Annotated in this window: 20 protein-coding genes; 8 read left to right on the forward strand and 12 right to left on the reverse strand. The window is 67.8% G+C overall.

What is annotated here, in order from left to right; translation table 11 throughout:
* Positions 1-33: 33 nt before the first annotated feature.
* A complete protein-coding gene (locus J8847_RS03460; protein ID WP_211523278.1) occupies positions 34-1,014 on the reverse strand; it encodes an NAD(P)H-quinone oxidoreductase in 981 nt (326 codons plus the stop codon).
* A gap of 221 nt (positions 1,015-1,235) precedes the next feature.
* Positions 1,236-1,670 carry a cyclic-phosphate processing receiver domain-containing protein gene (locus J8847_RS03465; RefSeq protein WP_307727492.1) on the reverse strand — a complete coding sequence of 145 codons (435 nt, stop codon included), beginning with the start codon at positions 1,668-1,670 and terminating at the stop codon, positions 1,236-1,238.
* Between the two features lie 27 nt (positions 1,671-1,697).
* Here J8847_RS03465 and J8847_RS03470 point away from each other — a divergent pair, with 27 nt between their 5' ends.
* Positions 1,698-3,296, forward strand: a complete 1,599-nt coding sequence (locus J8847_RS03470; protein ID WP_211523279.1) for a S10 family peptidase — start codon at positions 1,698-1,700, stop codon at positions 3,294-3,296.
* On the forward strand, positions 3,293-3,634 hold the full coding sequence (locus tag J8847_RS03475) for an EF-hand domain-containing protein (protein ID WP_211523280.1): 342 nt from the start codon (positions 3,293-3,295) through the stop codon (positions 3,632-3,634). The genes J8847_RS03470 and J8847_RS03475 overlap by 4 nt, the downstream gene beginning before the upstream one ends.
* A gap of 30 nt (positions 3,635-3,664) precedes the next feature.
* On the opposite strand, the gene J8847_RS03480 is transcribed toward J8847_RS03475, so the two are convergent.
* Positions 3,665-4,276: a tetratricopeptide repeat protein gene (locus tag J8847_RS03480; protein WP_211523281.1), complete on the reverse strand. Its 612-nt coding sequence runs from the start codon at positions 4,274-4,276 to the stop codon at positions 3,665-3,667.
* A gap of 92 nt (positions 4,277-4,368) precedes the next feature.
* On the reverse strand, positions 4,369-5,142 hold the full coding sequence (locus J8847_RS03485) for a GIN domain-containing protein (RefSeq protein ID WP_211523282.1): 774 nt from the start codon (positions 5,140-5,142) through the stop codon (positions 4,369-4,371).
* 313 nt (positions 5,143-5,455) lie between these two features.
* On the opposite strand from J8847_RS03485, the gene J8847_RS03490 reads away from it, so the two are divergent.
* The 6 genes from J8847_RS03490 (at position 5,456) to J8847_RS03515 (ending at position 13,195) form a co-directional block, all read left to right on the forward strand.
* The gene (locus J8847_RS03490) at positions 5,456-6,859 is read left to right on the forward strand and encodes a pitrilysin family protein (RefSeq protein ID WP_229429563.1); all 1,404 of its coding nucleotides are present in this window, start codon (positions 5,456-5,458) and stop codon (positions 6,857-6,859) included.
* A gap of 10 nt (positions 6,860-6,869) precedes the next feature.
* A complete protein-coding gene (locus tag J8847_RS03495; RefSeq protein WP_211523284.1) occupies positions 6,870-8,279 on the forward strand; it encodes a pitrilysin family protein in 1,410 nt (469 codons plus the stop codon).
* 108 nt (positions 8,280-8,387) lie between these two features.
* Complete coding sequence (modA, locus tag J8847_RS03500) at positions 8,388-9,128, forward strand: molybdate ABC transporter substrate-binding protein (protein WP_211523285.1); 741 nt, start codon at positions 8,388-8,390, stop codon at positions 9,126-9,128.
* Complete coding sequence (gene modB, locus J8847_RS03505) at positions 9,128-9,811, forward strand: molybdate ABC transporter permease subunit (RefSeq protein WP_211523286.1); 684 nt, start codon at positions 9,128-9,130, stop codon at positions 9,809-9,811. Before modA ends, modB begins: the two co-directional genes overlap by 1 nt.
* Positions 9,808-10,881 (forward strand): molybdenum ABC transporter ATP-binding protein, encoded by a 1,074-nt coding sequence (modC, locus tag J8847_RS03510; RefSeq protein WP_211523287.1) that lies wholly within the window; start codon positions 9,808-9,810, stop codon positions 10,879-10,881. Before modB ends, modC begins: the two co-directional genes overlap by 4 nt.
* Positions 10,882-10,957: 76 nt before the next feature.
* Positions 10,958-13,195 carry an ATP-binding protein gene (locus J8847_RS03515; RefSeq protein ID WP_211523288.1) on the forward strand — a complete coding sequence of 746 codons (2,238 nt, stop codon included), beginning with the start codon at positions 10,958-10,960 and terminating at the stop codon, positions 13,193-13,195.
* Between the two features lie 13 nt (positions 13,196-13,208).
* Here the strand turns inward: J8847_RS03515 and J8847_RS03520 are convergent, their stop codons facing one another.
* The 8 genes from J8847_RS03520 to J8847_RS03555 form a co-directional block, all read right to left on the reverse strand.
* Positions 13,209-15,494, reverse strand: coding sequence for a penicillin-binding protein 1A (locus J8847_RS03520; protein WP_211523289.1), 2,286 nt, complete (start codon positions 15,492-15,494; stop codon positions 13,209-13,211).
* A 181-nt stretch (positions 15,495-15,675) separates the two neighbouring features.
* A complete protein-coding gene (locus J8847_RS03525) occupies positions 15,676-16,548 on the reverse strand; it encodes an endonuclease/exonuclease/phosphatase family protein (RefSeq protein ID WP_211523290.1) in 873 nt (290 codons plus the stop codon).
* 137 nt (positions 16,549-16,685) lie between these two features.
* On the reverse strand, positions 16,686-17,417 hold the full coding sequence (locus J8847_RS03530) for a class I SAM-dependent methyltransferase (protein WP_211523291.1): 732 nt from the start codon (positions 17,415-17,417) through the stop codon (positions 16,686-16,688).
* Between the two features lie 136 nt (positions 17,418-17,553).
* Entirely contained in the window at positions 17,554-19,446 is a 1,893-nt protein-coding gene (locus J8847_RS03535) for a response regulator (RefSeq protein WP_211523292.1), read from the reverse strand.
* Positions 19,443-20,816 carry a sensor histidine kinase gene (locus J8847_RS03540; RefSeq protein ID WP_211523293.1) on the reverse strand — a complete coding sequence of 458 codons (1,374 nt, stop codon included), beginning with the start codon at positions 20,814-20,816 and terminating at the stop codon, positions 19,443-19,445. The genes J8847_RS03535 and J8847_RS03540 overlap by 4 nt, the downstream gene beginning before the upstream one ends.
* On the reverse strand, positions 20,813-21,853 hold the full coding sequence (locus J8847_RS03545; RefSeq protein ID WP_211523294.1) for an ATP-binding protein: 1,041 nt from the start codon (positions 21,851-21,853) through the stop codon (positions 20,813-20,815). The genes J8847_RS03540 and J8847_RS03545 overlap by 4 nt, the downstream gene beginning before the upstream one ends.
* On the reverse strand, positions 21,841-22,308 hold the full coding sequence (locus J8847_RS03550) for an anti-sigma regulatory factor (protein WP_211523295.1): 468 nt from the start codon (positions 22,306-22,308) through the stop codon (positions 21,841-21,843). Before J8847_RS03550 ends, J8847_RS03545 begins: the two co-directional genes overlap by 13 nt.
* A complete protein-coding gene (locus tag J8847_RS03555; protein ID WP_078030744.1) occupies positions 22,308-22,664 on the reverse strand; it encodes an STAS domain-containing protein in 357 nt (118 codons plus the stop codon). Before J8847_RS03555 ends, J8847_RS03550 begins: the two co-directional genes overlap by 1 nt.
* Between the last annotated feature and the right edge of the window lie 7 nt (positions 22,665-22,671).

Here is a 22,671-nt window from a genome sequence, read left to right on the forward strand (position 1 = left end):
TGCCCTGCACCGCCTTCCCATACAAGTGTTGGCTTACAACACTTGCAATACGATCTTGCCGACGTGGGCGCCCGACTCCATCAGCGCGTGCGCTTCGGCAGCCTGCTCCAGCGGGAAGCTGCGGTAGATCACCGGCTTCAGCTTGCCTTCGCCGAACAGCGGCCAGACCCGCTCGCGCAGCTGGCGCGCGATGGCGGCCTTGAAGGCCACCGGGCGCGGACGCAGGGTCGAGCCGGTGATGGTCAGGCGGCGGCGCAGCACCTGGCCCATGTCCAGGCTGGCCTTGGCGCCGCCCAGCAGCGCGATCACGACCAGGCGGCCATCGTCGGCCAGGCAATTGATTTCACGGGCCACGTAGTCGCCGGCCACCATGTCCAGTATCACATCGACACCGCGCCCAGCCGTGAGTTCCTTGACAACGGCCGTGAAATCTTCGGTCTTGTAATTGATGGCGCGTTCGGCGCCGAGCTCCTCGCAGGCGCGGCACTTGTCGTCGGAACCCGCGGTGGCGAACACGCGGTGGCCGAGGGCCCTGGCCAGCTGGATCGCGGTCACGCCGATGCCCGAGCTGCCGCCCTGCACCAGCAGGGTCTCGCCCTCGGCCAGGCGGGCGCGGTCGAACACATTGCTCCAGACGGTAAAGAATGTTTCCGGCAGCGTGGCGGCCTCCAGCGGCGTGAGGGCGGGCGGCAGCGGCAGGCACTGTTCCAGCGGCGCGGCGCAGAATTCGGCATAGCCGCCGCCCTGCACCAGGGCACAGACCATGTCGCCTTTCCTGAAGCCGCTGGCGCCGAGTTCGCCGTCGACGATCTCGCCCGCCACTTCCAGGCCCGGCAGATCGGAGGCGCCGGGCGGCACCGGATAGTGGCCGAGGCGCTGCAGCACGTCGGGCCGGTTGATGCCGGCCGCATGCACTTTGATCAGGACTTCGCCTTCCTTCAGCTGCGGCAGCGGACGCTCGCACAGTTGGAGGACCTCCGGCTTGCCGGGCTGCGTGATTTCGATGGCGCGCATGGACGGCTCCGTATTGAAAAAAGCGCAATTGTACGGTACGCGGGGCGTGGGCGTCGCCGGGAACCCGCTTGGCTTGCCTTAACAGCAACACTAATGGTGCACTTCACGTCATCCGGGGAGAAGCGGCTGCTCAACCCCTTGACAAGCGGCAAACAGGTTCTTGCCATGCGTCGGCTTGAGTTTTGACACCAGCTCGACACATGACCCGCGCCGCGAGCACTTCACTCTCTCGCATGCCGCTTGATCGACGCGATCGCTGCTTCCATTTTCAATCTTGCCGACGCATTCGCTGAGTGCACGCTGATTGCCGGCGGCGCCATGCCGACAGTGACTACCTGCTCCTCCAGCCATAACAGCACCGTATAGCCCGTACCGCGCTCGTCGTCACCCAGATCGTGGTCGAGCGACAGCTCGGTCACTTGTCCGGTCTTGAGCAGGGCAATGACCTCGTCGGGCCAGTAGGTACGGACCCAGCCTTCCGGGGTTACGCGCTCGTCGTCCAGAAACACCTTCATGTTTGCCTTTTCATCCATACACTGCCGCAGCCAGCTTCTCCACGTGATCGGATGCCCATCTTGAACATCGACCCGGACACGAACCTGCATCGTTGTAATTACTGTTGAGTTCTTTCTCATCAGGTGCATAATTGACATCATGCCCGCCAGTTTCCCTCGAGGACGATCATGGCCACTCCCCCTTCCGCGCAAGCGCCGCGCCGCGCCGGCTCCCTATCTAGCCTGGCCAGCGCCCTGCTCGCGGCCACCCTGGCCGCGTGCGGCGGGGGTGGCGACAGCGCCCCGGCGGCTGCCCCGGCGCCTCAGCCGCCACCGGTCGCGACGCTGCCCGGCAGCTACGCCGATCCGGTGGTCTACTCTGGCGCGGCAACGGCGTCGCTGACAGCTGCGGAAGAGCGCGCCGCCACGGTCGCGGCCCGCATCACTCTCGACGGCCGCCCGCTCGACTACACCGCCACCACCGGGCACCTGACAGCCACCGACCTCGCCACCGGACAGCCGGCAGCATCCTTCTTTTATGTCGCCTACACCGCCGGCGCCCAGCCGGCGGCGCAGCGCCCGCTCACCTTCTTCTACAACGGCGGCCCGGGTTCGGCCTCGATCTGGCTGCACCTCGGCGCCTTCGGGCCGCGCAGGCTGGCGACCGGCTTCCCGTCCACCGAGCCTCCCCCTGCTACACCTCAGCTTGTCGACAACCAGGAAACCCTGCTGGACCATTCCGACCTGGTCTTCGTCGACGCCATCGGCACCGGCTACTCGCAGGCGATCTCGCCGCGCACCAACGCCCAGTTCTGGGGCGTGGACCAGGACGCGGCGGCCTTCCGCGACTTCGTGCGCCGCTACCTCGCCGCCAACAACCGGCAAGCGTCGCCGGTCTACCTGTTCGGCGAATCCTACGGCGCGCCGCGCACGGCGGTGCTGTCCAACCTGCTCGAAAGCGCCGGCGTGCGCGTGGCCGGCGTGATGCTGCAGTCGGCCGCCATGAACTACAACTCCAACTGCGGCGTCTTCGACCCGGGCCAGCTCAGCTGCGAAGGCTATCTCCCGAGCTATGCGGCGGTGTCCGCCTACCACCAGAACGGCAGCCTGCCGACCGACTTTTCGTCGTTGCTGCAGCAGGTGCGCGACTTCGCCGCAGGCGCCTACCGCAGCGAGGTCGGCGCCTTCCTCGCCAGCGGCACGCCGCCGAGCGACGCCACCGTGACCCAGCTGGCCGCCTATACCGGGGTGCCGACGCTAAGCTGGCGCCAGGATCTGTCGATGGTGCCGGGCGCCTACCGCGCGCGCCTGCTGCCGGGCCAGGTGATCGGACGCTACGACGCCCGGGTGAAGGCGCCCGGCGGCAGCGCACTGGGAAACGGCGATCCCTCGATCAACCTGGTGGGCAACGCTTTCGTCAGCACGATCGGCACCTATCTGAAGGACGAACTGCGCTATACCGCGACGACGCCCTACCTCAGCTCCAACAATGTCCTCAACCTGTGGAGCTTCACGCACGACGGCAAGCCGCTGCCGGACACGATACCGGACCTGGCCGCGGCCATGACCCTCAATCCCGCATTGAAAGTGATCGCCATGAGCGGCTATCATGATCTTGCGACGCCGTTTTACCAGACCGAGCTGGACCTGGCGCGGCTGGGCGCCGGCGCAAGCATTCAGATTCGCAACTACAACAGCGGGCACATGAGCTATCTCGACGACAGCGTGCGCCGCCTCCAGAAGGCCGATTTGCGCGCCTTCTACAACAGCGTATCGGTGGCACCATGAAGACCATGCACCTGTTTATCCTGCTTGCGAGTGCGGCGGGCGCGGCTGCCGCGCAGGCGCCGCTGGGCAACGACGCCCAGGTCCCGCCGGCACTGCGGGTCCGGCCGGCCGAACCGGCGGCGGCGGGCGCCGAGCTGCGCGCGCAGGCGCTGGCCAAGCTGAAGGCGCAGTTCAAGGCGGCCGACCATGACGGCAATGGCAGCCTGACTGCCGAAGAGGCGAAAAGCTTCGGTTTCGTCGCCAGCCATTTCGACGCCATCGACACCAGGCGCCGCGGCGCCGTCACCTTCGACGAGCTTCGCGCCTACCTGGAGCGGGCGAAAGCCGACCGGCGCTAGGATGCCGGCCGGAACCGCCGGCTGCGATTCTCAGGACCCGACTCCCGTCCGCGAGGCCGTCGGCAGCGGCGTCCCCGGCCGCCAGGTACGCGACAGCGCCTGGGCTTCCTCGATCTGTTCCTGGGTCATCTGGCGCGAGATCGCCGCGCGCTGGTCGACCGCATTGCGGTTGCCGCCGGCCGCCGCCAGGTTCCACAGCATGTAGGCCAGCACCATGTCCTGCGGCATCCCGGCCTGGTGATAGCGGTACATGAGCCCCAGCGCGTGCTGGGCCTCGGCATGTCCCTGCTCCGCCGCTCTGCGGAACCAAGTGACGGCATGCTTCTGGTCCTGCGGCACCGAGTTGCCGGTGTAGTACATCGCCCCCACCACGTACTGCGCGTCGGCCTTGCCCTGCAGCGCTGCTTTGTGATGCCAGGAAAAGGCTTGCTTGTAATCGCGCGTGACGCCGCGGCCCATGTAATACATCAGGCCCAGCAAATGCTGGGCGTCCGCGTTGCCGGCCCTGGCAAGCGGACTGATCTCCTTCAGCGCCAGCGCGTAGTTGCGGGCGTTATAGGCGCTCGCGCCTTCCGCGAAGCCGGCCTGGGCACTGAGGTGCAGGCCGAACGCGACTGCGAACGCTACGATGTGTTTTTTCATGTCTCGTGCATGGAATCGGGATCTCTGCGTATCCTTGGTCCTTGTTCAGGACTCCCGTTGTTTTGTTCTTGTTTTCTTGTTCTTGTTTTTTACTACTTCCAGCTGACCTTGCCCAGCCCTTCGACCTCGACCTTGCGGTTCTGCGGCTTGCCGTACACCGTCACCGAGCCCATCCCCGACAGGGTCAGCTTGGCGTTGTGGTTGGCGGTCACGGTCGCATTGCCCAGGCCGGACAGGTCCAGCGTGACGTTCTCGGCCGTACACTGCTGGGCATCGAGGCCGCCCAGTCCACCGAGCTCGGCCTTGAGGCTCTTGCTGCGGCCCGACAGGGTCACGAAGCCGGCGCCGTGCAGGTTCAGGTCGATGCTCTCGCTGTTGATGCCGTGCACGCGCATGCTGCCGACACCGCCCAGGTTGGCCGTCACCACGCGGTAGTTCGATGATACATTCATCGAGCCGGCCCCATCGAGCGTCAGCTCGAGTTCGTCGCCGGAGAACCCGCTCACCTCGGTGGAGCCGACGCTTTCGGACGACACTTCGCGCAGGCTCGGCAGCACCAGCTCCGCGCGCAGGCCGGAACCGCGTCCGATGTTCAGGCCGACGCCACGGGTCTCGGTGTCGATGTTGAGCGTATCGCCGCTCTGCAAGGTGGTGGTCTTGCCCAGCAGGCGCGGATCGCCGGTGAGCACCAGGGTGGCGTTGCTGCCCTGGCGGATCTTCATGTCGACCACGCCGTCGAGCTTGACGCGCACCACGCGCGCATCGACCGGGCGCATTTCCGTGACCACCTCCGGCGCGGCATGCGCGATCCCGAATGTGGCGCACAGGCTGGCCAGCGCCACGCCCAGCTTGATCAGGTGATTCATCCAGCGTCCTTTCTCGTCTCGTTCTTGCCTGGGCCGCTCGTGGCCTGCCCGGCATCATACCTTAGCATGTTGCAACTATATCGCGGGACCAGGCCGCTGCGCAGCGGCTTGCGACGAACTGCATAAAACGCGGAACAGGGCGCGCATGGCGGAGACCGATGCACTATGGATGAACGGAATAATCTCACATGCATATGCTATAAAAACATTACTTGTTGACATGACATTGCGCTAAGATGCGGAGCCTGATGGTCCGCAAAACGGCCGTCAACAGCTCACTTCCCAGAGTTCCTATTCGAGGTCACCAATGCGCATGCGCCAATTACCTGTTTTGCTGGCCGGGCTCACCCTTTCGCTGTCGGCAGCCGCCGCACCGAAAGACCAGTGGACCCTTCCGGTCAACGTCAAGAAACTCGATAACGGCCTGACCGTCATCGTCTCGGAAGACCGCACTTCGCCGACCGTCGGCGTCTCCGTGGTCTACCACGTGGGCATGCGCCTGGAGCCGAAGAACCGCACCGGCTTCGCCCACCTGTTCGAACACCTGATGTTCCAGGGCACCCCGAATGCGCCGAAGGGCGTGTTCGACACCACCATCACCGCAGGCGGCGGCCGCAACAATGGCTCGACCCGTCCGGACTTCACCAACTACATCGAAACCGCGCCGGTGTCGGCGCTGGAGCCGATCCTGTGGCTGGAAGCCGACCGGATGAAGACCCTGGACTTCAACGAGAAGACCCTGAAGAACCAGCAGGACGTGGTCAAGGAAGAGATCCGCGTCAACGTGAAGAACCAGCCTTACGGCGGCTTCATGTGGATCGACATCAGCCAGCAGGCGTTCCAGAAGTGGGAGAACAACCACGACGGCTACGGCAGCTTCCAGGATCTCGAGAACGCCAACCTGGACGACGTGCGCGCCTTCCACCGCGACTACTACGGCCCGAACAACGCGGTGCTGGCGATCGCCGGCGACATCACCCCGCAGCAGGGCTTCGAGCTGGCGCAGAAATACTTCGGCAAGATCCCGGCCCGTCCCACTCCGAAGCCGGGCGACTTTAGCGAGCCGCTGAACACCGTCGAGAAGCGCGTGGTGCAGAGCGACGCCCTGGCCCAGGTGCCGGCGATCGCCGCAGCATGGAAAGTCCCTGAGCGCGGCAGCAAGGACCAGGCCGCGATCGCCGTGCTGGCCGAACTGCTGGCCGGCGGCGACGCCTCGCTGTTCTACCAGGGCCTGGTCAAGGGCCGCGAAATCGCGCTCAACGTCGACACCCTGTTCGGCCTCACCAGCCCATGGGAATACGACGGCCCCACCCTGCTGACCGTGTTCGCGCTGTACAAGCCGAACAGCAGCGCCGACGCCCTGCTCAAGGCCATGGACGAAGAAATCGCCAAGGTCGCCGAGAAAGGCGTGGACGACGCCACCCTCAAGCGCGTCAAGACCCGCATGATCGCCGACTGGAACAACAAGCTGGAAAGCTTCATCAACCGCGCCGACACCCTGGCCAAGCTGCAGACCCTGTGGGGCGACGCCAACGTGGTCAACAAGATCCCGGGCTGGATCGAAGGCGTGACCTCCGCCGACATCCAGCGCGCGGTGCGCACCTACCTGGTGCCGGCCAACCGCACCGTCATCGACCGCAAGCCGGCCGCCATGATGGCCGCCGCCGGCCAGCCGGCCGCCCCGACCACCCCTGCGCCTGCCGGCGCTTCGAAATAAGGAGCGCATCATGAAGAAACTGATGCTCGCATTTGCCGTTTCGCTCGCCTTCGCCCCGGCCGCATTCGCAGCGCCGGCGACCGCGCCGGCCGACATGCCCGCCTACGGCGCCGACAAGCCGGTCCCGGTGCCGAAGATCACCAAGAAAACCCTGTCCAACGGCCTGACCGTCTGGGTGGTGCCGCGCAAGGGTCTGCCGCGCGTGGACTACGTGCTGGCCATCCGCGGCGCGGGCTACGCGGCCGATAATCCGGCCCGCCCGGCCTTCGCCTCCATGCTGTCCGGCATGCTCAACGAAGGCACCGCCAAGCGCGACTCGCGCGCCATCGCCGAAGCGGCCCAGGGCATGGGCGGCGAAGTCGGCGCCAACCCGACCTCGGACGGCATCGTGATCCAGGCTAACGCCCTCACCTCGCATGCCGGCGCCATGATGCAGCTGCTGGCCGAAGTGGCGCGTACCCCGTCCTTCCCGGAAAGCGAGATCCAGCTGGCCAAGGCCAACGCGCTGCAGGCGCTGCGCGTGTCCGAGACCCAGCCGGCCTTCCGCGCCGAGCGCGCCATCAACCGCGCGGTCTACGGCGACCATCCCTACGGCCGCACCACCCCGACCGTGGAATCGATCAACGCCGTGACCCAGGAGATGCTGCGCGCCGAGCACGCCAAGCGCTTCCGTCCGGACCGCGCGCTGCTGGTGATCACCGGCCGCATCGGCGAAGCCGAAGCGATGAAACTGGCGCAGAAGGCCTTCGGCGACTGGAAGGCTTCCGGCGAAGCCCTCCCTGAAACCGCCAGCGCGCCGGTGGCCGCCAAGCCGGCCCGCATCCTGGTGCAGCGCGACGGCAGCGTGCAGTCGGCGCTGCGCCTGGGCAGCCCGGGCATCGCCGCCAGCGCCGACGACCAGATCCCGCTGCGCCTGGCCAGCACCATCCTGGGCGGAGGCTTCTCGAGCCGCGTCAACATGAACCTGCGCGAGGAGAAGGGCTACACCTATGGCGCCTCGGCCGGTGCGCGCATGAACCGCGCCGGCGGCGCGATCGTGGGCGGCGCCGAAGTGCGCAACGACGTGACCGCGGCGGCGCTGAACGAGTACTTCAGCGAGTACAAGCGCATCGGCGCCGAGCCAGTGCCGGCCAGGGAAATGGAGATGAACAAGCGCTACCTGGCGGGCGGCTACCTGCTGACCAACCAGCTGCAGCGCGGCGTGGCGACCACCCTGGCCAACAACTGGCTGGTGGGCCTGCCGGCCGAGTTCCTGGGCCAGTACGTGCCGCTGATCCAGAAGGTCACGCCGGAACAGGTGAATGCGGTGTCGAAGAAGTACTTCGCGCCGGAGAACCAGTCGATCGTCGTGGTGGGCGACGCCAAGGCGGTGGGCGAACAGCTCAAGGCCTTCGGCGAGTTCACCGTCACCGACAAGTAAGCTGGTCTGACCGAACGGCCCCGCACGATGTGCGGGGCTTTTTTTTGCCCCTTCACGAATCGCCCATCCGTTATACACTCACGCCTGGATCGTCACCCTCACCTTGCCATGAAACGTCTTGCCAGCCTGCTTGCCGGTCTCGTTTGCGCCCTCTCCGCCCATGCCGGCGAAGTCCAGGTCGCGGTGGCCGCGAACTTCACCGCGCCGATGCAGGCCATCGCCGCCCAGTTCCAGAAGGACACCGGCCACAAGGCCTTGCTCGCCTTCGGCGCCACTGGCAAGTTCTACGCCCAGGTCCGCAACGGCGCGCCCTTCGAGGTGCTGCTGGCCGCCGACGACGAGACCCCGGCCCGGCTGGAAGCCGAGGGACAGGCCGTGGCAGGCACCCGTTACACCTATGCGGTCGGCCGCCTGGTGCTGTGGTCTGCGCAGGCGGGCCTGGTGAGCAGCGGCGACATCCTCAAGAGCGCGGACTACCGCCACCTGGCCATCGCCAATCCCAAGACCGCCCCCTACGGCGCGGCCGCGATGACGGTGCTCGACAAGCTGGGACTGCGCGCGGCAGTTCAGCCGCGCATCGTGCAGGGCGAGAGCATCGCCCAGGCCTACCAGTTCGCCAGCACCGGCAATGCGGAACTCGGCTTCGTCGCCCTGTCCCAGGTCTGGCGCGACGGCCAATTCACGTCCGGCTCCGGATGGATCGTGCCCGCCCACCTGCACGCACCGATCCGCCAGGACGCCGTGCTGCTGGCCAAGGGAGGCGCCAACCCGGCCGCGAAGGCCCTGCTCGACTACCTGCGTTCCAACAAGGCGCAAGCCCTGATCCGCTCTTTCGGCTACGAGATCTGATGCCGGACGCCGCTGACTTTTCCGCCGTCTGGCTGACCCTCAAGCTCGCCTCCCTGGTCACCGTCCTGCTGCTGGCGCTCGGCACCCCGCTGGCCTGGTGGCTGGCGCGCACCCGCTCGCGCCTGAAGAACGCGGTGGTCGCGATCGTCGCCCTGCCGCTGGTGCTGCCGCCCACCGTGCTGGGCTTCTACCTGCTGCTGGCCATGGGCCCGGAGGGACCGCTGGGACGCCTGAGCGCCCTGCTCGGCCTTGGCACCCTGGCCTTCACCTTCCCCGGCCTGGTGATCGCCTCGCTGCTGTATTCGATGCCTTTCGTGGTGCAGCCGCTGCAGAACGCCTTCGAGGCCATCGGCGAGCGTCCGCTGGAAGTGGCGGCCACCCTGCGCGCCGGGCCCTGGGACACCTTCTGGTCGGTGGTCCTGCCGCTGGCCCGCCCCGGCTTCGTGACCGGCGCCATCCTCGGCTTCGCGCACACCATCGGCGAATTCGGCGTGGTGCTCATGATCGGCGGGAACATCCCCGACAAGACGCGCGTGGTCTCGGTCCAGATCTACGACCACGTCGAGGCGATGGAATACGCCCAGGCCCACTGGCTGGCCGGCGGCATGCTGGCCTTCAGCTTCATCGTGCTGCTGGCGCTGTACACCTTCTATCCGCAGTCGATGCGCGGGGTACGCCGATGAGCATCCGTGCGCGCTTTCATATCGACCGCGGCGGCTTTGCGCTCGACGTCGACCTGGACCTGCCCGCGCAAGGCGTGAGCGCCCTGTTCGGCCATTCCGGCTCCGGCAAGACCACCCTGCTGCGGGCCATCGCCGGACTTGAACGCGCGCCGGGCGGCTATATGGCGCTGGGCGGCGAGATCTGGCAGGACGAGGCGCGCGGAATCTTCGTTCCCACCTGGCAGCGCGCGGTCGGCTATGTGTTCCAGGAGGCCAGTCTGTTCCCCCACCTGAGCGTGCGCGGCAACCTCGAATTCGGACAGAAGCGCGCCAGGCGCAAGGAAGGCCAGCCTTCGCTGGGCGCCGTCGCCGAACTGCTGGGCATCCTGCCCCTGCTCGGCCAGGACCCGGCGCGCCTGTCCGGCGGCGAGCGCCAGCGCGTGGCCATCGCCCGCACCCTGCTGGCCGCGCCGCGCCTGCTGCTGATGGACGAACCCCTGGCCGCGCTCGACCTCAAGCGCAAGCTGGAAATCCTGCCCTACCTGGAACGCCTGCACGACGAGCTGTCCCTGCCGATCGTCTACGTCAGCCACGCGGCGGACGAGGTGGCGCGCCTGGCCGACCACCTGGTGCTGCTCGATGCCGGCCGGGTGAGCGCCAGCGGCCCGCTGGGCGAACTGCTGGCCCGCATCGACCTGGCCGGCGCCTTCGACGAGGACGCGGGCGTGGTGGTCGACGCGGTGCTCACCGGCCACGACGAGGACGGCATGGCGCGCCTGTCCTTCCCCGGCGGGATGCTCTACGCCGCCCGCCGCGAGGCCATGCCCGGCAGCCGGGTGCGCTGCCGCATCCAGGCGCGCGACGTCAGCCTGGCGCTCGAGCGTCCACGCGCCACCAGCATCGCCAACATCCTGCCGGCCGAAGTGCGCGAGCTGGCTCCCGCGGGCCCGGCGGGCCAGGTGATGGTGCGGCTGCAGACCGGCGAGATCGCGCTGCTCGCGCGCATCAGCGAACGCTCGCGGCGCGAGCTCGGCATCGTCCCCGGAACCCATGTCTGGGCCCAGGTGAAGGCGGTCGCGCTGCTGGCGTGAGCCTCTCACGCCGTCCCTGTTAAAATTGCAAGATTCTGTGTAGGGTTCACTCGCCGGCAGACAACCCGATTCCCCGATGAAGACGCGTAGCTACCTCACTGCGATCATCCTGATCGTCCTCCTCCCTCTTCTCGCCTTGTCCGCGTGGGGCTTGTCGCTCCTGTTGCAAGACGAGAAGGAAGCGCGCCTGCAGGCCGTCGCGGAGAAAGCGAACTCGGTCGCGCTGTCGATCGACAAGGAGTTCGCCAAGGCGGAAGGCGCCTTGCGCGTGATCGCCCAGACCGACGCGATGGCCAGCGAAGACTACGCATCGCTCCACGCGCTGATGCGCAAGACCATCACCTCCGAGAATTCGTGGGGCGTCCTGTTCGACGACGCGGGCCGCATGCTGCTCCACACTCACCTTTCTTACGGTAAGCCTATCGACCAGGGGCCGAATCCCTGGGTGCTGGAGGCCATCGCTCGTGGCGAACCGAGCGTTTCGAATCTGCGCCCTGGGCGCGCCGGGAAATCGAAGGTGGTATCGGTCCAGCTTCCGGTGAAAACCCCGAGCGGCCGCACCTATTTGCTCGCCTATACCTTTAACAACACGCACATCACCGCCCTGCTGCGGCACAAGGACCTGCCCGACACCTGGGTGATCGGCGTGTTCGGCGCGGACGGCATTTCCATCGCCCGCAACGTGCGCGAGCACCAGTTCGTCGGCACTCCTGTCCGGCCGGAGCTGTTCCAGGCGGCGCAGCGCCAGTTCAGCGGACGGATCATCAACCGCACGCGCGACGGCTTCATGGCCTACAACAGCTTCACGCACACCTCGCGCGCCGCGTGGACGGTCGCGATCGCGGCGCCGCGCGACGAGATCAACAGCCCGGCGCGTAACGCGACCTGGTTCGCGGCCGTGGTCCTCCTGATCGCCCTCGGCTGCGCCGGCGCCGGCATCGTCGTGTTCGCCCGCCGCATCACCGGTTCCTACCAGCTGACCCTGGCGGCGGCGAAGACCCTCGAAGTCGGCGGCATCCCCGCGCCGGTGCGCTCAGGCGTGCTGGAAGCCGACCTGCTGCAGACCGCCCTGCACGACGCCGGCGTCAAGCTGGCGCGCGAGAACGAAGCGCGGCAAGCCCTCGAGCGCGAGCGCGAAACCCTGCTCGCCAGCGAACGCGATGCGCGGCGCGAGGCGGAGAACCAGAACCACGCCAAGGACGAATTCCTGGCGATGCTGGCGCACGAACTGCGCAATCCGCTCGCGCCCATCTCCGCCGCCGCGCAGACCCTGGGGCTGCAGATCAACAACGAGCGTGCCGTGCGGCGCGCCGGCGACGTCATCGTGCGCCAGGTGGACCACCTGAAGTCCCTGATCAACGACCTGCTCGACGTCTCGCGCGTCACCCGGGGACTGGTGTCCATCGAGCAGGACGAGGTCAAGATCGGCGCCATCGCCGGCAGCGCCGTCGAACAGGCGCAGCCCCTGATCCAGGCCCGCGGCCACCGGCTCGAGGTACAGGTGCGCTGCCCGCAGGCGCGGGTGCGCGGCGACCGCGTGCGCCTCATCCAGGTATTGAGCAACCTGCTGAACAATGCCGCGAAATACACGCCTTCCGGCGGCGCCATCACGCTCACTGTGGATACGCTGGGATCCGAGGCGGTGATCGAGGTCGCGGACAACGGCATGGGCATCGACGCCGAGCTGCTTCCCCATGTGTTCGACCTGTTCAGGCAGGCCTCGCGCAGCTCCGAACGCTCGCAGGGCGGCCTGGGCTTGGGACTGGCGCTGGTGCGCAGCATCATGGCCCTGCACGGAGGCCGCGTGGAGGCCCATAGCGAAGGTCTGGGGCAAGGGGCCCGTTTCACGCTGTTCCTGCCCTTGCTCGCGCAAGGGCCCGGCCAGGCCGGCAATGCCGCCGTAGCGGCCACGGCGCCGCCGGCGCCGGTACGCCTGATGATCGTCGACGACAACCTGGATGCGGCGCGCGCGCTGGCCAACCTGCTCGAAGCCAAGGGCCACAGCGTGGCCATCGCCGGCGACGCCCAGGCCGCGCTCGGCCACGGCGGCGCGGAAGCCTTCGCCGTGTATATCCTGGATATCGGCTTGCCGGGCATGGACGGCTACGAGCTGGCGCGCCGCCTGCGCAGCGCCGCCGGCGGCCGGGTGGTGCTGGTCGCGCTCACGGGCTATGGCCAGGCCCAGGACATCCACAAGGCCTACGCGGCCGGTTTCGACCACCATTTCGTCAAGCCGATCGACATCGAGGCGCTGGACCGCATCCTGGCCGCGGCGGCCGTGGGCTCCCGGCTGGACAGCGCCGTCCAGCCCTGAGCGCGCCGCGGGTTCAGTTGGACAGCACTGGCTCCGTCGCCGCCCCTTCCGGCGCCGGTTGCGGCTCGGCGAACTCCGCGTAGACCCAGTCCTCGCCCGCGCGCACCACGCCTTCCGGCACCACGGGCGCGCGCGGCGGCGTCTTGGCCAGCGCGACCCGCATGTAGTCGACCCAGATCGGCAGCGCCAGCGTGGCGCCGAACTCGCGTCCGCCGAGCGAGCGCGGCTCGTCGTAGCCCATCCACGCCACGCCCACCACGCTGCCGCTGTAGCCGGCGAACCAGCCGTCGAAGGCATTGCTGGTGGTGCCGGTCTTGCCGGCGAGATCAAGGCGCTTGAGCTGCACCGAGGACTGGGCGCCGGTGCCGAAGCGCGCCACGTCGCGCAGCATGCTGTCGGTGATGAAGGCGTTGCGCGCATCGAGCACGCGCACCCGCTCCTGCCCCGCCCGGGTGCGGGCATTGTCCACGACCACGCTGCCGTCCTTGTCCTGGATCTTCGCGATCAGCCAGGGCTCGACGCGGTAGCCGCCGTTGGCGATGACGGCATAGGCGCCTGCCATCTGCAGCGGCGTCACCGCACCGGTGCCCAGGGCCATGGTCAGGTTGCGCGGATGGCGCGCGGGGTCGAAGCCGAAGCGCTGCAGGAAGTCGCGCGTGTAGTCGACGTCAAGGGTGCGCAGCATGCGCACGGTGGGCACGTTGCGCGAATGCGTGAGCGCGCGCCGCACCGTAATCGGGCCTTCGAAGACGCCGTCGTCGTTGCGCGGCGACCAGTCTCCCTCGTTCGCCACCTCGAGCGGCTCGTCCAGGATCTGGGTGCCGGGGAAGAAGCCGCGCTCCAGCGCCGCCGAGTAGACGAAGGGCTTGATGCTCGACCCGGGCTGGCGCCAGGCCTGGGTCACGTGGTTGAACTTCTGCAGCTGGTAGTCGAAGCCGCCGACCAGCGCGCGGTAGGCGCCGGTGTTGGCGTCGAGGGCGACGAAGGCGGAGGCGACTTCGGGCACCTGGGTGATCGCCCAGCCGCCCTGGCCCGACTTGCTGACGCGGATGACGGCGCCCGGTGTCAGCCGCAAGGCGGCCTTGGCGCTGGAAGCCAGGGCCGGGGCGGCGAAGCCCAGGCCGGCGCCGGCGATCTCGATGTCCTCGCCGCCCTGGGCGACGGCGCGCACCCGCTTGGGCGAGGCCGACGTCACGACGGCCGGCAGCAGGTCGTCGATGGCCGGGCGCTTCTGCAGCGCCTCGGCGATCGCTTCCTCGCGCGCCTCGGCGTCCTTGGGCAGCTTGACGCGCGCTTCCGGGCCGCGGTAGCCGTGGCGCCGGTCATAGGCCAGCACGTTGCGGCGCACGGCGTCGTAGGCCGCCTCCTGCTCCGCCGCGACGATGGTGGTGGTGACCGTGACGCCGCGCTCATAGGCCGCCTGGCCGAAGCGGGCGTAGGCCGCCTGGCGCGCCAGTTCGGCGACGTATTCCGCCTTGGCGCTCGGTCCCGCACCATCGCGCCTGACGTGCAGCGGCTCGGCCAGCGCGCGGCGGTACTGCGCCTCGGTGATGTTCTTCAGCTCGAACATGCGCTTGAGGACCAGGCGCTGGCGCTGCTGCGCGCGCTCGGGATTGGCGACCGGATTGTGGCGCGAGGGATTCTGCGGCAGGCCGGCCAGCATGGCGAATTCGGCCAGCGACAGCTGCTCGAGCGGCTTGCCGAAATAGGTGCGCGCGGCGCTGGAAAACCCGTAGGAACGCTGGCCGAGGTAGATCTGGTTCATGTAGACCTCGAGGATCTGGTCCTTGCTCAGCGCGCGTTCGATCTTGTAGGCCAGCGCCGCCTCGGTCAGCTTGCGCGGCAGGGTCTTGTCGCGCGTGAGGAAGAAGTTGCGCGCCACCTGCATCGTGATCGTCGACCCGCCCTGCAGGGATCCACCGCTGAGATTGGCCTTGGCCGCGCCCAGCACGCGGATCCAGTCGATGCCGCCATGGTCGTAGAAGCGCGCATCCTCGATGGCCAGCACGGCCGCCTTCATCAGCGGCGGGATCTTCGCGATCGGCACGAACTCGCGGCGCTCGACGCCGAATTCGCCGATCAGGACCTTGTCGGCCGAGTAGACCCGCAGCGGAATCTTGGGCTGGTAGTCGGTGATGGCCTTGATGTCCGGGACGTCCGGCAGCTCCGGCACGATGGACGCGGGGGCTGGGCCCGCGGCGAACAGCAGCGCGGCGGCCAGCGCAAAGCGGCATGCAGGGAGGCGGGCTGGAAAAATCCGCCCGGATGGCTGGGCGAAAGGCCGGAACGATGAATTCATGAGGATAAACGTGAGTTGGTCGGCAAGCGAAACGCCCTCCCTGGTGGGCGGGAAGGTCGATTCGCGGCAGATATTACCCTCACAGGCGCGTGGAAGCACGTAAAACGGATGAGGTACCGTCGCCTGGTCCATCGAGGGGCAATTGGCGATACCTGCGCCTTTGCCCCCGCCGGTCCGTCATCTACTTCAGGATCACCCGCGCGACGACCGGATGATGATCGGATGGATAACGCCGGTCGCGCGAGTCGCTCAGCACCGCATATTTGAGCACGTCGAAATGCCGGTCGACGAAGATATAGTCGATCCGGTCAAGCATGGCCGCATCCAGGCGGAAGGCGTTGAACGTGCCCTCCGGCCCATACGGCGGCGCCTTGCTGACCTTGGCCGCATCGCGCATCGCCTTTGCCATGGTCTGCATCTGCACCGTTCCTGGCGTCGAATTGAAGTCGCCCACGCAAATGGCGGGTTCGCCGCGGGCGATCTCGGCGATCTTGCGTAACACCAGGTCGGCGGAGGCGCGGCGGGCCACTTCGCCCTCATGGTCGAAATGGACCGAGAACACGAACAGCGCGCGGCCGGTAACGCGGTCGCGCAGGCGCGCCCAGGACGCGAGGCGGCGGCAGCATGTGGCGTCCCAGCCGAACGAGGGACGGTCGGGCGTTTCGCTGAGCCAGAAATCGCCCTTGGCCAGCAGCGCAAAACGACTCTTGCGGAAGAAGATCGCCGAATGCTCTCCCGCACGCTTGCCATCGTCGCGGCCGACGCCAACATGGTCGAATTCGTCCATCTGGGCCAGGTCGGCGATCTGGTCGGCGAGTCCTTCCTGCGTGCCGACGATGTCGAATTCGTGATAGCGGATCAGCGCCTTCACCATGTCCTTGCGGGCGGACCAGGCGTTCGGGCCATCATCGGGATTGTCATAGCGCAGGTTGTAGGTGGCCACGTTGATTGGCGCCGCTGGGTTGCCCGCCGCCGATGCGGCCGGCGTCCATGCCACGGCAAGCAGCATGGCGTATGCGAACATAGTCGCCAGGGGAGATAAGATGGTCTTCATGGTGGTGGCTCTGAAAATACGCCTGCGCGCTCAGGAGCGAGTTAAGCACATTCCGCAGCCCATGTTGCGTCAAATGGCGAACAGCGGCGCAGTTTAGACCTTTTTACTAAAACCGCCTGCGGTGACGGTAATGCCGTTCACTTGCGCAGCACCGTAATCCCGGCCTGGTGTTTCGAGAACAGCAGCGTGGCGATGCCGACCAGAAGGCGCATGCCGGGAAAGCGCAGCAGCTTGCCGACCGCGCCCCGCAAATCCTTGCGATACAAGGCGATATACAGATACGAGGCGTGCGGGTGCACGCTGAAGCCGCGAAATCCCACCCGCCTGCCGGCCCGGATGATCTTGGCCGGATGCATGTCGCGCTCGGTCACGCCGTACTCCTCCACGACGGCGCGCGAACGGCGCTCGTGGCCGCGACCCGGCTCGGACGTGATGCAGATCCCGTCCGGCTTCAATGCGCGGTAGGCGCTGCGCAGCGCCGCCACTTCGTCGACGGCGTGGTGCAGGCAGTCGAAGAACACGACGACATCGAATTCTTCATTGAACCCGAGCGACTCGTAATCGCCGACGACGAAATCCAGGTTGCGCAGGCCGTTCTCCTGCTGCAGGCGGCGGCCGGCCTCGACCGCCTCCGGGACCAGCTCGGCGCCCACCACGTCGTAGCCGCGCTTGGCGAACAGCACGCTGGTCCAGCCGGTGCCGCAGCCCATATCGAGCAGGCGGCCGCCTTGCGGCATCAGCCCCATCATCGCGCCCAGCTCCATCAGGTACAGGCCGCACTGCTCGTCCGACCACGGCTTGTGCTTGGCGTGCCGCATGCCGGCGGCGCCGATATTCTTGAAGTAGTCGTATTCGCCTTGCGTCGCCATCGACTGTCTCGGAATCGTTGAAGGGGGACCTTGTCAAAAAAAAACCCGCGGATGCGCCCAGGACGGCGCGCTTGGCGTCATCGCGTCCTTCCTGCACTCACCTGCTGGTGCCTGGCCGGCGATACGGCAGCCCGTCCTAGTCGCCGCGCAGCGCCTTCTCGAGGTCGTCCAGCTCCGCCGGCTTGACCAAGTGGGCATCGAAGCCCGCCTCCTGCGCGCGGCGGCGGTCTTCCGGCGAACCGTAACCCGTATGCGCCACCAGGCGGATGTTGGCCAGCGCCGGATTGCGCTTGATGCGGCGCGCCACCTCGTAGCCATCCACGCCCGGCAGGCCGATATCGAGCACGATCACATCCGGCTTGTGGTGCAGCGCCAGCGCCTCGATCTGGCCGGCGTCGGCGGTGGTGCAGGTTTCGTAGCCCATTTCGCCGAGCAGGAAGCCCATCATTTCCATGGCGTCGACGTTGTCGTCGACCAGCAGTACGCGCATACCCGCGCCCTCCTTGTGCGTGCATTGGACATTCCCGTCCGGCTGCGCGGACTGGGTCACGCGCAGCACCGGGAGTTCGACGGTGAAGGTGCTGCCCAGGCCAATGCCCGGGCTATCGGCCGACAGGCGGCCGCCGTGCAGTTCGATCAGGTGCGAAACCAGCGACAGGCCGATGCCCAGGCCTTCCGGCGCGCGGTCCGGCGGCACTTCCACCTGGGCGAACATGCCGAAGATGCGCGGCAGGTTGTCCTCGGCGATGCCGATGCCGTTGTCGCGCACGGCGATGCGCACCCACTCCCCCGCCAGCGTCACGCTGAGCGTGATCTCGCCGCCCTGCGGAGTGAACTTGGCGGCGTTGTGCAGCAGGTTGCCGATCGACTGCGCCAGGCGCACCGGATCGCCCGACACCCACACCTGTTCGACCGGCTGGACGACCTCCAGGTGGTGGCCGCGCGCGGTAATCAGGGGGGCTGCGGTCTCGATCGCCTGGCCGATCACGCCGCCCAGGTCCACCTCCTCGGTGCGCAGCACGATCTTGCCTTCCGAGATGCGGGCCACGTCAAGCAGGTCGTCCACCAGGTGCGCCAGGTGGTCGACCTGGCGGGTGATCACTTCGCGCGCGCGCGCCTGGCGCTCGCCCGCGATCTCGCCCGTCGCGCCCAGCAGCGCGGCCGCGTTGCGGATCGGGCTCAGCGGGTTGCGAAGCTCGTGCGCCAGGGTGGCCAGGAACTGGTTCTTGTTGCTGTCGGCCGCGCGCAGCAGCGCTTCCATTTCCTTGCGCGCCGTGATGTCGCTGGTCACGCGCGCCACGCGGTAGACCTGGCCGCGCGCATTCCGCACCGGGAACATGCGGTCGCGCACCCAGCGCGTCTGGCCGTCGGGCACGGTGATGCGGAATTCCTCGTCATAGTGGTGCTCGGTGGCCAGCGCTTCCCAGCGGCGCGCGGCGGCGGCGCGGTCGTCCGGGTGGACGGCGTCCAGCCAGCCGCCCGGCTGTTCGCCCAGGGTCTCGGCGCTGCGGCCCCAGATGTCGGCATAGGCCGGGCTCACGTACACCAGCTCGCGGCCGGGCACGGAGAACATCCAGAACACGTCGTCGATGTTGTCGGTCAGCTGGCGGAAGCGCTCTTCGCTGTCGCGCAGGTCGACCTGGGCCTGGCGCATGCGCAGCAGCGCGTTGACGTTGGCGATCAGTTCGTCCGCTTCGATCGGCGCCGCCAGGTAGTTGTCGGCGCCGCCTTCCAGGCCGCGGATCTTGTCGGCGCGCCCGGTCAGCGCAGCCGAAGTCTGCAGCACCAGCACCTTGCTGGTATCGGAATCGGCCTTGATGCGGCGGCACACTTCGATGCCGTTGATATCGGGGAGCTTGACGTCGAGCAGCACCAGGGCGGGCGCGCGGCGCTTGACGATGTCGAGCGCGTCGGTGCCGTTGGCCGCCTCGGTGACCTCGAACCCCGCGCTTTGCAGGATGCGGGTCTTGGCGTAGCGGGCGCCGTCGTTGTCGTCGACGTTGAGGATCAGGGTCGAATTGGCGTTCATGGTTCGTTTCCGTCGTTCTCCGCCGGCGGCTGCGGCGGCCGGCGCGGCAAGGTGAGCGTGAATGTCGAGCCGACGCCCGGTGTACTGGCGACGTCGACCCTGCCGCCGAGCAGCTCGGCGAGCTTGCGGCACAACGGCAGTCCAAGCCCGGTCCCCTTGCTGCGCCGCTGCAGCGGGTGCTCGATCTGGCTGAACTCTTCAAAAATCAACTGCAAATTGTCCGGGCTGATGCCGATGCCGGTGTCGGCCACCCCGAAGGAAATGCTATCCGCTTCCTGGTCGAAGCTCGCGAACACCAGCACCGAGCCGTGCTCGGTGAACTTGAGCGCGTTCGAGATGAAGTTGCGCAGGATCTGCTGGATCTTGCCTTCGTCCGAGAAGAAAGGCTCTTCGATGCCGGAGGGTTCGAAGATCAGTTCCACGCGGCCCTCGTCCACCAGCGGGCGCATCATGCCCTTCAGCGTGCGGAACAGGTTCTCGACCACCACCGGCTCGATCGCCAGCTGCACCCGCCCGGCCTCGATCTTGGCCAGGTCGAGCAGGTCGTTGACCAATTCCGACAGGTCGCCGGCGGCCTTCGCGATGAACTTCACCTGGCGCTCCTGTTCCACGGTGAGGTCCCCATCCATGCGGTCCAGCAGCAGCTGGGCCAGCGCGCGGATCGAGGAAAGCGGCGTGCGCAGCTCGTGGCTGGTGTTGGACAGGAAGCGCGACTTCATTTCGTCGGCGCGGCGCAGGCGCTCGGCCTTGTCCTCGATCTCGGCGTACAGCGCCACGATGCCGCGGTTGGTGTCTTCCAGCTCGCGCGTGAGCGAGAGCAGGTCTTCCTGGCGCTCGCGCAGCTCGGACAGGGTGGACAGCAGTTCCTGGTTCTGCAGCTGCAGTTCGTGCAGAGTGTTGGACACCGGGCTGTCGGCCAGGCGCGCGCCGATCTCGGCCAGGCGCGCGGGCGTGACGCGCTCTTGCGGCGGCAGCACCTTGCGCACCGTGACGGTGGTGGCGCCCTTCACGCCGGGGTCGACCTCGCAGGCATCCATCAGGCGGTGCGCGGTGATGATGGCGAGTTCGTGCAGCGACTGCGGATTGGCCTCGGCATCGGGCGGCAGGACGGCGGCCGGCGGCCCGTTGCCGGCGCTGACCAGCACTTCGAGGTGCTGGCGGCCGGCCATGTCGCGCAGCTGGAACTGGGCGCGCCCGCCCGAGCCGTGGTGGCAGGCGCCGCGCGCCACTTCCGACACGGCGGTGGCGACGCGCACCTGGTCCTGCTGCGAAAAGCCCAGCAGCGCCGAGATCTGGCGCGCGCGCTGGCGCACCAGGACCACATCCTGGTCGCTGTCCAGGCCGACGCTGAGGATGCGCTGGACGTTCATCGGTCCATCCCGCGGTGCGCGCCATGGCGCCTGACGACCAGCACCAGTGCGTCGTCGCGGCGGCGGATGTAGTCGCGCATCAGGACCGCCGCGATCAGGGCCGGGCTGCGCCCTTCCAGTCCCGGATAGCGGCCCAGGTCCCACTGGGTCTGGATGCCGTCCGAATGCAGGATGCACAGGGCCCCGACCGGGAACGGCAGGGTGAATTCCTGCACCTTGCGCATGTTGTGGCCGACGATGCCGTTGTGCGAGACCAGGGCGCGGCGCACGCCGTCCGTCACGATGCCGGCGATGTTGCCCACGCCGGCGAAGCGCAGCTCGTCGCTCCGGTAATCGATGCGCGCGGTGGCGAGCGCCGCCCCGCGCGTGATGCGCAAGGCGTCGTTGGCGGCGTGCATCAGCTCACCCGCCTCGATGCCGGGACGCGCTTCCAGCGCGCCGATCGCGGCGTTGGCGGCCTTGGCTGCTTCCGGACCATGCCCCAGTCCGTCCGCCGCCAGCAAGCTGGCGCCATGGCGTCCGCAGCTGACCGCCCAGCCGTCGCCGCAGTCCTCCTCGCCCGCCATCGGCACCCACAGCGCGCCGACATCGAGCCCGCAGTGTTCCGGCGGCGGCACGTCGCGCCACAGGCGCATGAAGAAAACCGCGCCCTTGCCATGTTCCGAGTAGACGTCGAATTCGTCGGAGAGGCGGCGCAGCGCCCCCAGGCCGGTGCCTGCGGTGCCGGCGGTCGAGACGCCGTCGATCAGGCTGTAGCCCAGGTCGGCGATGCCCGGTCCCTTGTCCATGGCCAGCACGTCGATCCCGATGCCCGACGCCGACTGGGCGGGCCCGATGTGGACCTCGCCCTCGCCCGCATGCTTGAGGATATTGGTGGCGGCCTCGGTGATGATCAGCGCCAGCTGGCCGGCGCGCGTCTCGGTATAGCCGAGCGAATCGGCCAGCCGCTGGCCCGCGCGGCGCGCGGCCGAGACGTCGCTGGCATGCAGGATGGCGAAGACGGTCTGCGGCGTCCGTGAACTGATCAGCGTTTCCATTTGACCACCGAGACGGCTGTACCCTCGCCCGGACGGCTGTCGATATCGAATTCGTCGACCAGGCGCTTGGAACCGCCCAGGCCCAGGCCCAGGCCGCCGCCGGTCGTGAAACCGTCGCGCAGTGCGCTGTCGAGATCGGAAATGCCCGGTCCGGCGTCGACGAACACCAGTCCGATGCCCTGGCGCACGCCGTCCGACAGGGCGTCGAGGCAGACTTCGCCGCCGCCGCCATACTTGAGCGTGTTGCGGGCCAGCTCGCTGGCCGCGGTGACCAGCTTGGTCTGGTCGACCAGGGACAAAGCGATCGCCACCGCACGTTCGCGCACCTGCTTGCGCAGCCCGACCACGTCCTCGTCCGAACGCAGCGGCAGGATCACCCGCCCCGTGCGCTGCTGGCGGTGGCGATCCAGCAACTCGGACTCGAACAGGACTGCATTGGTATGCGCGTCACCCATCACTTGTAGCTCTTTCCTAGCAGGGCCATGCCCTTTTCGACGTTGAGCGCGGTCTTCACGCCGTGCAGGGTCAGGCCCAGCTCGACGAGCGTGATCGCGACCGCGGGCTGCATGCCCACGACGACCGTCTGGGCGTCCAGCACGCGGGCCATCGCGGCGGTGTTGCTGATCATACGCCCAATGAAGGAATCGACCAGGTCGAGCGCGGAGATGTCGATCAGGACGCCCTTGGCGTTGTCGCGCACGATCCGTTCGGTCAGGTCGTCCTGCAGGGTCATGGCGAGACGGTCATGCATGTCGACCTGGATCGTCACGAGCAGCAGGTCGCCCATGCGCAGGATAGGAATCCGTTCCATGGTGCGG

Origin of the sequence: Massilia sp. AB1 (genome assembly GCF_018119385.1) — a bacterium.
Lineage (GTDB): Bacteria > Pseudomonadota > Gammaproteobacteria > Burkholderiales > Burkholderiaceae_D > Telluria.